Origin of the sequence: Streptomyces anandii JCM 4720 (genome assembly GCF_014650655.1) — a bacterium.
Taxonomy (GTDB): Bacteria; Actinomycetota; Actinomycetes; order Streptomycetales; family Streptomycetaceae; genus Streptomyces; species Streptomyces anandii.
Genome location: NZ_BMVJ01000027.1, coordinates 65559 through 76153, shown reverse-complemented (window position 1 = coordinate 76153; position 10595 = coordinate 65559). Strand labels below are relative to the sequence as shown.

Genomic DNA, 10595 nt, shown 5'->3' with positions numbered 1-10595 from the left:
GACCCCGACAAATACACAGTCTCCCAAGAACACTTCACGCAATTCTGCCGCGACCATGGCCTCAAATCCCCCCAGTCGCACACCTTCCCGGCCCCCACCGCCGTCCCGGCGCCCGTGGCTGCGGGGAGGAGCGCCGCTGGGCCCACGGGCGGTCGGGTTCATCCCGCCACCGATCCGCACCGTCCTCGTGAGATCAGCGTCGCGGAAGCTGCAGGAATGAGGATGCCCCGTACCGGGAGCAGCGATAGGACCGCATCTGCTCAGACTCCCCGAGTCGCGACCCAGGTGCTGCAGCGACACACCGGCGGGCGGAGCCTATGAGCATGTGGCTGGCCAGGTGGATGCCGGTGCTCGAAGTCCCGCGGCCTTGCCGACGAAACGCGAGTTCGATCGCTCCCTCGGTCTCCTTGCGCAACCCGTCCGCGTCGTGCAGAGCGAAGCAGGGCAGCCGCGGGCAGCCCTGCCCCCGCTGCCTCGACGGCTGACGCCCCTCTCGGATACAACAGGGTTCTCCCGCTGAGCCGGCAGTCAACGGTGGAGGGCCAGCGGTGCGGACGAACTCCCCGGTGCGCTGAACGGACCAGGCGCGGAACTGCGGCCTTCACCCCCGACTAGATCGGCGGGATCCTGCGCCGACCGGCGATGCGGCACGACGGTCGCCGATACTGCCCCCATGTTGCTGGATCCCCGCTCAGTCCGACGCCGGGCACCAGGCCGCCTTAGAAGCCGGCGCAGAACATGGCGGACGGCGGTGATCAGGTTGTGCAGGTCGGCGAAGGCGCGGTTGGCAGCAGTGGTGCGCCGCGGCGGCCGTCTGCCCCGACCGTTTGAGTTCCCACGTGGCAGTGTGAGCGGCCGCCGCCCCGGAACGGACCGGCGGCCCTGCGAGCAGCGGGCAGTTACCTCGAGTGACCCGCTCCCCTCGCTGGTCCGTGCGGGAGTGCGGCGGCGGGTGCGCCATAGGCCGCGCCTGAGGAACTGCTTTGGGCGACAACGTCGGCCTGGCCTTGCCCTAACCGAGCGACACTCGCTCTGTGCGCGATCTCGGCGTAAGAAGCGTTTTCTATCGCGTACCCCACGTGCCCTGTGCGTTCGATGATCACCGACTTGTTGCAGTCCACCAACTCCGGCTCGTTGGTCAGTCGTACCGTGGCATTTTGGGTCATACCCTGACTCCTCATGTACTCAAGGAGCTCAACTTGTTCCGTCCGGTAGTGCCCAGGGGCTTGTTGACTGCAACCATGGTTTCGCCCATATCGACATACGCATGCCGCATATCTCCCCTGTTCAAGAAATCATGTGTCATCCCGTCAAAATCGCGTTGCACCAGAGGGGGGCCGCCGGCCACGTATGGCAAAATCTCGGAAAGCTCTGATCGATAGTAGTCATCGAGGGTGGGGCCAGTGCCGCGAGGGAGACTGGCGTTGAGGGAGGACACTAGTTCACAGAAAGCATCTTCCGTGACCGAGTACTCCGCCCTGTCCTGGATGAGATCGTTCACAACCCTCAAGTGCGGAGAGGGGGATTCCAAATCCCACTGACTGGTGATGACGTCGACGGCCTCGCGCAGGGTCAACGGTGTGTCAGGCCCATTCAAATACACAGTCACTGATGCTGTTTCTGTTTTTGAGGGGCAGAGCCCATGCCAAGTTCTTGGAACGAGTGGTGGGAGGCACCTGCCCGGTAGGGAAGCACGGGGGTCGGTGCGGAGTGCCGAACGCGTCGGCCGGCTCGACGCGCGGCTAGCCGCCGGAGAGGAAGCGTCAGGGACCGGCCCCGGGGTGTCAGGGCCGGTCGCTCACCACCACCGTCACGCGCACACGTTGGTCGGGTTGACGAAGCAGCTGAACCAATGGGACCACGAGCCATCGGAGTAGCGCACCCGCATCCAGAAATAGCCGTCCCGGCCCGTGCCCCCCATGATTATGTTCGAATTGCTGTCCCGCTGCTGAGCGTCCACCGTGATGGCGCTGTTCACCCATCCGCCCAGGGACTCCCACCCGTGCCAGGAACCGTCGCCCCGGCTCCAGTTGGTCCACACCGCGTGATCGGTGCCGACGACGAATTCCTGCGTCGTTCCGTCGGCGAGCTTCGTTTTCGCGACGCCGAACTGACACATGTACTTCTGGCCCATCTCCCGCGGGCAGGACGCCGCTTGCGCCGGAGTCGCCGCGACACCCGCCCCTGCGAAGGCGGCCAGGGCCGCGACTGCCGTGACGGCGCTCTTGATTCTCTTCATCACTGTTTCCTCGACGGGGGTTTGTATTTTTATCAGGCAGGATGGGGAATTCCGCAGACAGGTTCCGACAACATCTTGGAGATGTGCGGATGTTCGGGCATCCGTGGGCCTCGGCGTCGAGGGTTCCCGAGGCCGAGACCCACCGGATGGAACAGAATCAGACGGAACGAAGACGAGAACGGAGCCGACATCCGTCGAATCCGTCAACGAGGCCCAGCACCTACGCGCGCGGAATCCTTCGGCCCGCGCCGTACTCGCCGTACGCCTCTGCCCGTCGATCGTCAAGCCCGGGCAGGAGGTGAGAGAGCCGGGTCGACACGGAGGAGACAGCAGAGGGCAGTCCGCGATCGGTCCCAGACGCCTGGCTGGTACCCGCGGCCGCGATGACGGCACCTCCGGCCACGGCAAGAGCGCCGACCACCATGACGGTCTTCTGCTTCCTACTGGTTTTCGTCTTCTGCTTCATTCGATGTCTCCTGTCTTTGTCCCTGAACCGCGACGGCGGTCCAGCCACCCCGATCACATGCACCCGTCACAACGTGCACAGGAACTCGCCGGTTCAGCAGCACACCTCTCGCATCTCGGCCATAGGCGTGGTTCTGCCGGCGGGAACTGGCGAGCGCCGGGTCACCTGCTGCCGTTCCGGTCCGGTGCGTTCGATGAACCAGGGCCGGCCCCGGTCCGTTTCTCCGGATGCAGAACACACCAGGCGAGAGGCAGTACATGAACGGCGTACCTGGGCCGTCCTACATGGGCGCCCGACAGATACCGCAGACGACCCGGCCCCGGATTGGGAACGCGTTTCGGGAAGGCATGCGATGACCACGCACTCGGACATCACCGTCTCGCAGGCGGCGCACCTCCAGGCTCTGCCGTCAGGCAGCGCGGGCGAACCGGGCCGCCTTTCCACTTACCTTCCGAGAGACCAGTGGTGGAAGCTGTACATCGACCCCAAACACCACAGCGTGGCGCAGGAAAAAATTCCGGAGAATCCTGGGGGATACTACGAAAATCATCCTGTCGATCCGTCGCCGGGGTATCAACAAAGCATGGAGGAGGCGTACAAGGAATTCTTGGACGCACCGAGGGACCTTGCGGCGCCAATGAATGCGGAAGCGTACGCGCAGATGCACTGGAAGGTCGCAGAGCACCTGACGAATGCCGTAGAGACCCGGTGGTCGGGAGACGGTGCGACCGAGTTCCCGCTGCGAGGTGAGCAGGCCAGTTCCTCGCCGAGGCAGGAGATGCTGAACGAGCGGGAGCTCCTGATCGACATACAGGAGTACTTTTCGGCGGGCGTGATCCATTCCCGTCAACCGGATCCGATAACCATCCTCGACCGCTCCAATCCACAAGGTCAGGCGATCCTGAGGACGAACTACTTGACGGGCCAGGTGCAGGGGCTGGTGGACAGTTCCTTCGAGCGTTACTACGACGAGGTGGCGCAGGCCGGGAGCGACATCGAGAAATTGGAGGTGATCGCGAAGCAGGTCCGCACGTTGCAGATCGTGCACCCCTTCACCGATTACAACCGCAGGGTCAACAATCACATCCTGCTGCCCAAGATGCTCATGGAGAACGGATTCCCGCCCGTGATGCCGGACGCCTCGGACAGGCTTTTCCAGGGTGGGTTCTCGAAGCGGGAGATCGCGGAGTCCCTGTTGGCGACGATCAAGAGGGACTACCCGGGGTTCACGCAGTCGGCGAACACCACACGGCCCGGGCAGTCCCAGAGCAATGAGCAGCGTCAGGCGTCCCCGCAGTCGCTCCCGCCGTCGGTACTCAGGCCTTCGAGCAGCTCTTCGGCACCTGCCCTGTGACCAGTGGGCGGGGCCGGCCTTCGCCGCTCGAGCCCGGCCCAGGGCGTCCTTTCGCCATCGGTCTCGTCGGCGTGGCGTCGGCCACGCCGACGCTATCGCCGAATGACCGAGCGGATCCAGGCGAGTTGCTGGGAGACCTCTCCCGCCTCGGCGCTCTTCTCCCGGTCGGATCCGTTGAAGACGCCGACGAGGGTTTCGGTGCCACGCGGGCCGACCGTCATCACCGGGCCTCCGGAGTCGCCTCCGGCGGGGATCCCGGACACCTTTTTCATACAGAAGTCGGGGCCGCCCGGTGCGGTGTGACCCGCGCACAGGGGGTCGTCCGGCCGTACGACCTTCAGGTCCGACTGCTTGAGGACCGGTGACTGGCAGGCGCTCTCGTCCGTGGTGCAGGTGGCACCCCACCCGTACTGCCGCACGGCCTGGCCGCGGTGGACGCCGACCGTGGCCAGGCGCGCTGTGCGCACATTCATCGGCGCGACCTTGATGAGCATCATGTCGGCGTGCGCGCTGCCCACGCGCTTGCCGGGTACGGGGCGCACCGTGGTGCCCTTGCGCATGTCAAGGTTGCCCGCGCGGAAGGAAATCCGCTTGTCGGCGACCGGCTGTGCCTGCTCGTAGAAGCAGTGTGAGGCAGTGAGGATCCACTGGCGGGTGACCGCTGTCCCGGTGCACACCGGTTTGCCGTCGACGAGCATGCGTACCGCCCACGGGCCGTAGGTGCTCTTCGACCCGCCGATGACGGCGTGGGCCGGAGCGGACGACAACACCGAGCCCGTGAGCAGCGCGAGGGCGGTCAGCAGCGGTACACGAATGCGACGCATCATGCGGCACAACTCCTCTCAGAGAGGTACATCCGTACAGTCAGTCAGAGGCCCTGCCGGGCGGGTACGTTCCGCATCTTTCGCGTACGGCCGGCCGGCTCACCGGTGGCCTCCCGGCCTGGGTGTCGGCGGACCGTCATCCGTCCTGGGCCGTGACGTCCGAGGCGTACACCAGGGCGACCCGGTGGTTGTACTGGACGGTGTACATCGACTTGCCGCCGGCGACGACGGTGCCGCCGGACGGGAAGAAGTCGTCCGTGCGGTCGGGGGGCCGGGTGGCGACGTAGGCCTGGCCGGCCGGGATGGTGTACATGCCCAGCGGAGCCTGCGCCGAGGGTGACAGGCCTGCCGGGTACTCGTCGGCGTCCGGGTAGCCGGTGCCGTACACCGCCACCGGGGAGGCGCCGGCCGCCTTGATCACCTTCACGCCGCAGGTCTGTGTGGTGTTGCGGCCGTGCGGGTTGTAGAACCACACCTTCGCGCCGCTGTACCAGATGGCGGTCCAGTCACCGTCCTGCCCGGCGACCACGAACTGCTGCCCCGCGGAGGCCCTGCCGCCCCAGTCGTTGATCCGGTCGGTGCCGGCCGTTCCGGAGTGGATGGCCTGGTCACCGAACAGCGGGGCGGTGGCGCCGGGCTCGGTGTGCAGGGGAACGAAGTTCGCCGGCTGCAGGCTCCTGGTGCACGCGGTGGTGGCGCCGGTCGGGTCGTCGGGGGGGCAGATCTCGGTGGTCTGCTGGTTGTCCTGGAACCCGGGGGCGATGGTGACCACCGAGCCGACGGGGCCGACGCCGTGCCGTCCGGTGTGCGCCCCGAGCAGGCTCATGAAGTGGTCCCAGTCCCAGGACGGACCCGGGTCCCAGTGCATCTCGGCGACGAAGGACGACTTCGGGCCCGGGACGTTGTCGTGGCCGAGGATGTGCTGACGGTCCAGCGGAATGTCGAAGCGGGCGGCGAGGTACTTCACCATCTCGGCCGTGGCCTGGTACTGGGCTTCGGTGTACCAGGTGGCGCCGTGCGCGGCGAAGCCCTCGTGTTCGATGCCGACCGAGTGCATGTTGGTGGAGTAGTTCCCCGAGTGGAAGGCGAGGTCCTTCGTGGGCACCATCTGCGTCACCGCGCCGTCGGAGGAGCGCATGACGTAGTGCGCGGCGGCGGAGCCCGCTTTCTGGAAGGCGGCGACGGCGCTGTCGTACGAACCCTCGACGTCGTGGATGACGATGCTGTCGATGCGGATGCCGTTGGCGGGACGGTTGGAGACCTGGCCGTTGGCCGGGGACGCCGGGACGAAGGAGCAGGCGACGGTAGCGGGGCATTCGGCGTGGGGGATCTCCTCGGCCTTCAGGTGCAGGGCGTCCAACTGACCGGTGGCCGGGCGGACCGCGCCGTCGCCCCTCAGGATCACGCGTTGTCCGTCGGCGGTGGTGCGGTGGGTGCCCTTCCTCACGACGGCGAAGACGCGGTCGGCGAAGGCCGCGGCGCCCCGCCGCCGCGTGGACTGGCTGTAGCGGGCGACGGCCGCGTACCAGTCGCCGGGGGAGGACGGAGTGGTCCCGGTCGCCGCCTTCTGGTACGAGGCGAGCAGCGCAGCACCGCCCCGGATGTTGGCGGCCGGATCGTTGCGCAGCTCCTCGGCGGACAGGCCGGTGAGCCTGGCCGCGGCCTGGAGGGTGTGCAGGGCAGGGGCCGCGGCCAGCTTCGCCACATCGCCACGCCCCGCCGCACCCGCTTCGCCCGCGACCATCATGGCGGGGGTGACGTCCGTCAGGTGCATCGGTCCGTAGCCGCCGTCCGTGCTGTGCTGCCCCGCACGCGTCTCCCAGGCGGACTCCTGGTACGCCAGTGCCAGCAGCACCTGACGGGGAACGCCGTACTCGGCGGCGGCGGCCGTGAAGCCCTCTTCCAGAGTCGTGACCGGATGACCGGCTTCGCCGTCGGCCAGTGCCAGTACCGGTACGGCGGTCGCGCCGGCGACGGTCAGCGTGGCCATCGCGGCGAGCAGGGCCGGGCGCCGGCGCCGTGACGCGCGTGTGCGTCCGGCATTGCTTGTGGTCATGAATGGGTCCCGTACGTCAACGAATTCAAATGGCTGGTCAGACAACGCCCCCCGTGGCGCGCCGGTTCACCGGCCGGCCGGCACGCGCGTGGCTCCGCGGCCTGTTGCGGAAACGTTCCCCGGCGGCGCGGAAACGGATTGGCCCCTCCGGTGAGCTGAAGCCGGCATCGGCCGGTGGACTGGTCGACTGCCTGGCGGACAACGGTGAGGACCGCATTCCTGGGTGACTTGGGTGACCCGAAAGCGTCCCCGTGTTCTGAACCCTCCTGCCGTGCGGCCCGTTGTCAGTCATCGAGGTCGCCCTGCGCACCGGCAGGGCAGCCCGCGGGCCCGAGGAGCCGCGTCGAGGGGAGAGGACGTCCACGCCCGGCAATCGGCTGTGTTCACGAACGACACGTTCGGCGAATGCTCATGCGGACATCGAGTCCGCGTGATTGCGGCGCGGTTGTGGTTCCCCCTCGGGGAGTGGCACCAGACCTCGCGGACGGCGCCTGGTCAGCCCGGGTGAATCGTCGGCTTTCACATTCCGGCCGGGCCGACGGGACCACGTCCACGTATGGAGAGGCGTACCGGATGAACGACGACATCACCGGCGGTGAGAAAGCCGGACCGGGCCCTCCCCCGTTCATCCTCTACCAGCGGGGTGAGGACCTGACGGCGGCTCAACGCGGCCTCGTCACCTGGGTGCACAACCTCCTCCTGCCGGTCTACGCCGGGGAGGAGTCGTCCCGCACCCCGTGGTGCCCGCGCTGGTGGGAGCACCCCGACGCGATGGCCCACCTCTACGGCCTGTGGATGGCGTGGCAGGAGATGACCTCCGCCAAGGCCGGCATGAACGGGCCCGCCATCTGGCACCGCGACTTCCTCATACCGGCGATGACGGGCTTGCGCGACCCCTCGGGACCTTTCTCGGGCTGCAAGCCCGGAAGCCACCGGCCGAAGCAGCCGCCGCAGGTCGACGTGTACGACGGCTGATCCGGACCCCGATTCCCGTCCAAGACCTTCCGAACGCACAAGAGAACGGCGAACAAGAATGGCAACGAAACGTATCCTCGTCGTCTCCAACGAGAGTGGCATGGGACTCGGCGGAGTCCCCGTGTTCAACAAGCTCCTCACCGAGGGGCTCGCGGAGAACAAGGACCACCAAGTGGACCTGCTCTATGTGACGGACGATCCACAGGATCACGGAGCCGCGACGGTCCACACCATCCCGCCCGTGCCGGGTGAGGACAAGATTCAGACGCTGCTGAATGCCTCTCAACGGGATCCTCGGGACTTCGGCCTCCCGGCAAAGGGAGAGAAGACCTACGACATCATCGTCGGACACAGCCGGTTCTCCGGCCCTGCGGCGTCAGCCATGCGGTCGGCCTGGTATCCGGACGCCATGCATCTGAACTTCCTGCACACCGCGCCCGAGAAGTTGGAGAGGGCGAAGATCACCAACCTGAGCGACGAGGCCATGGTCGCGATGAGGGAGGAGGCAGGCCGGCGGAAGCTGGAAGTCGAGATGAAACTTCTCGGCACCGCGTCCGTCGGCGTGGGCGTCGGCGAACTGCTCGCCGAAGAGGTCCGGCGGATCCAGGCGCTGACCGCGCAGGCCCGTAGCTGGCACGATCTCATGCCCGGTGGCGAAGGGGTCGTGACCTTCAGCCCTCCCTCACCGAAGGACCAGTTCAACGTTCTGCTGATGGGGCGTATGGACGACCCCATGAAGGGGGGCGGCGACGCCCTGGCGGCCGTGAAGTATCTCAACGACAAGGGCAGAAACGTGCATCTCACCATCCGCGGCGCGAGCGAGGAGACGCTCGGGGCGAAACAGGCCGAGGCGGACGCCCTCGCCGGCGGAGCGGGAAGGGTCACCGTCAAGCCCTTCACCAAGCGCAAGCAGGACCTCGTCGACGACATGCACGGCAACCACGTGGTGATCATGCCGTCCAAGACCGAGGGCTTCGGCCTGGTCGCCACCGAAGCCGCCTCGCACTGCATCCCGATCCTCGTCAACCGGGACAGCGGCATGGCCAAGTTCCTCCAGGACCCCGACCGTGGTGCGGCCCACCTCGGCAAGGACAGCGTGGTCATGACACCGGAAGATGTCTCGCAGCGGCACATCGCGTGGGCGGACGCCATCGGCAATGTGGCCGACAACTGGGCGGACCGCAAGGTCGGCGCCTACGAACTGCACAACGTGCTGAAGCACTACACCTGGGAAAACGCCGGGACGGCCCTGGTGGAAGCGGGCACGAAGGCCAAGGAGGGGAACGTGCTCGGCTCGAAGCAGATCATGGACGGTGGCGTGAAGTTCTTCACGGCCGACGTCGCCGGCCTGGCCTCCCCCCACGCCAGCACGGGACAGCCGGAGAGCCATCAGCCGTCGTCGGCCCCCGTGCAGGGGTCCCCAAGGCTCGCCGCGAAACCCCCCACGCCCACGCTCTGAGCGCAACGGCCCCACAGCAATGTGGGGCCGTTTCCGGTCCCGCCGGCGCGGGTTCGGATGTCGAACGACGTGTCAGACGGTGCGGGCCGCTGACCCTGTGGGCCCTTGCCCTCGTTGTCACGACACGTGGTCACGGTGACTGGCCCCCCTTTGTGTTCCGGGGACGAGGACGGGAGAGATCGGATGATGCGAACGGCAAGAGCCGGCGCGAAGCAGAAGATCATCATGTTCGCCGGTGCTGTGACCGTGGCCGGTGGCGTCCTCGTCGCCACCGCGGGTTCCAGCCAGGCGTCCGCGTCTCACCGCGTACTGCCCGTTCCGGCCCCGTCCGCTCAGGCGGCTCCGGCCCGCTCCGGTCCCCTTCCGCTCTCCGGCCTCCGACCGCGGTGAGCAGCATCGGCCCGGCTGTCCGCAGTCCGCCCGCGCGGGATCGAAAGCGGCCATCGCCTCCGGAAGACCGTGGCGAGGGGCCGTCGGGCAGGACGCGTCCCGCGACCTCGGCAGTGGCGGGATACAGCCCTGCGCGAACCCACGAACCGACCTGCCATGGCGGTCGCGTGGCCAGGCAGGCCGGTTCGGCCCTGGGCGGTCCGGTCAGACAGTGAGCTCGACGGCTTCCAGCCAGCGCTCGTTCTCACGGCTCCCACCGAAGATGAAGCCAGGTCGCGCCTCGGCACAGCCCCAACCGCTCCAGTCGTCACCGCGGACCTTGGTGGTCTGGCATACCGGACCGTTGCCGATGTCGATGGCGAAGCCCGTCATGTAGGGCGCGCTCTCCTTCGTGCTGCCGATGTAGTTGTCCTTGCCGTCGGCGATGACGTCGGTCCACCGATCCGCCCACCTGCCCTGCCGGTCGGTCGACCCGGGGTCCTGGAGGAAGGCGCCGGCTGAGGAGCCCCCGGTGCCGGTCACCGCGATGTTGAGGGCCTTGATCGGCTCGTTCCGCCCTGTCGTGGCGGATGTCGTGCCGTCGCACACCGGCTTCTGCCAGCCCCGCCCGGAGAGGTAGACGCGGTAGCAGATGTGCCGTCCGGCCGGGTCGCTGTCGGCGAGACGTTTCACGGCGGAGGCGGCGGTGTCCTGCGGGGGCTTGGCTGCCACGGGAGCGTGCGGGGGCTTGACGGCCACGGGAGCATGAGGAGGCTCGACGGCCACAGGGGCGCGCGGGGGCTTGACGGCCACGGGGGCATGAGGAGGCTCGACGGCCACGGGAGCGTGCCGA

At 67.6% G+C, this 10595-nt stretch carries 7 protein-coding genes and 1 pseudogene; 3 read left to right on the top strand and 5 right to left on the bottom strand.

The annotated features are described in order from the left end of the window. Positions 1-1810: 1810 nt before the first annotated feature. Both IE249_RS31800 and IE249_RS31795 read right to left on the bottom strand, forming a co-directional pair. Positions 1811-2239, bottom strand: a complete 429-nt coding sequence (locus IE249_RS31800) for a DUF8189 domain-containing protein (RefSeq protein WP_189710423.1) — start codon at positions 2237-2239, stop codon at positions 1811-1813. A 220-nt stretch (positions 2240-2459) separates the two neighbouring features. Further along, positions 2460-2705, bottom strand: coding sequence for a hypothetical protein (locus IE249_RS31795; protein ID WP_189710421.1), 246 nt, complete (start codon positions 2703-2705; stop codon positions 2460-2462). Positions 2706-3057: 352 nt separating this feature from the next. Between IE249_RS31795 and IE249_RS31790 the strand changes: the two genes are divergently transcribed. Further along, positions 3058-4059, top strand: a complete 1002-nt coding sequence (locus IE249_RS31790; protein WP_189710419.1) for a hypothetical protein — start codon at positions 3058-3060, stop codon at positions 4057-4059. Between the two features lie 92 nt (positions 4060-4151). On the opposite strand, the gene IE249_RS31785 is transcribed toward IE249_RS31790, so the two are convergent. Both IE249_RS31785 and IE249_RS31780 read right to left on the bottom strand, forming a co-directional pair. Further along, positions 4152-4886 carry a S1 family peptidase gene (locus tag IE249_RS31785; protein WP_189710418.1) on the bottom strand — a complete coding sequence of 245 codons (735 nt, stop codon included), beginning with the start codon at positions 4884-4886 and terminating at the stop codon, positions 4152-4154. A 133-nt stretch (positions 4887-5019) separates the two neighbouring features. Continuing rightward, positions 5020-6939 carry an N-acetylmuramoyl-L-alanine amidase gene (locus IE249_RS31780; protein WP_189710416.1) on the bottom strand — a complete coding sequence of 640 codons (1920 nt, stop codon included), beginning with the start codon at positions 6937-6939 and terminating at the stop codon, positions 5020-5022. A 573-nt stretch (positions 6940-7512) separates the two neighbouring features. Here IE249_RS31780 and IE249_RS31775 point away from each other — a divergent pair. Together IE249_RS31775 and IE249_RS31770 are read left to right on the top strand one after the other, a co-directional pair. Next, positions 7513-7914 carry a DUF4913 domain-containing protein gene (locus IE249_RS31775; RefSeq protein ID WP_189710414.1) on the top strand — a complete coding sequence of 134 codons (402 nt, stop codon included), beginning with the start codon at positions 7513-7515 and terminating at the stop codon, positions 7912-7914. Between the two features lie 58 nt (positions 7915-7972). After that, positions 7973-9373 (top strand): glycosyltransferase family 4 protein, encoded by a 1401-nt coding sequence (locus IE249_RS31770; protein ID WP_373304509.1) that lies wholly within the window; start codon positions 7973-7975, stop codon positions 9371-9373. 594 nt (positions 9374-9967) lie between these two features. Here IE249_RS31770 and IE249_RS31765 read toward each other — a convergent pair. Then, positions 9968-10595 (bottom strand): annotated as a pseudogene (locus IE249_RS31765) (hydrogenase expression protein HypA); the annotation flags it as partial.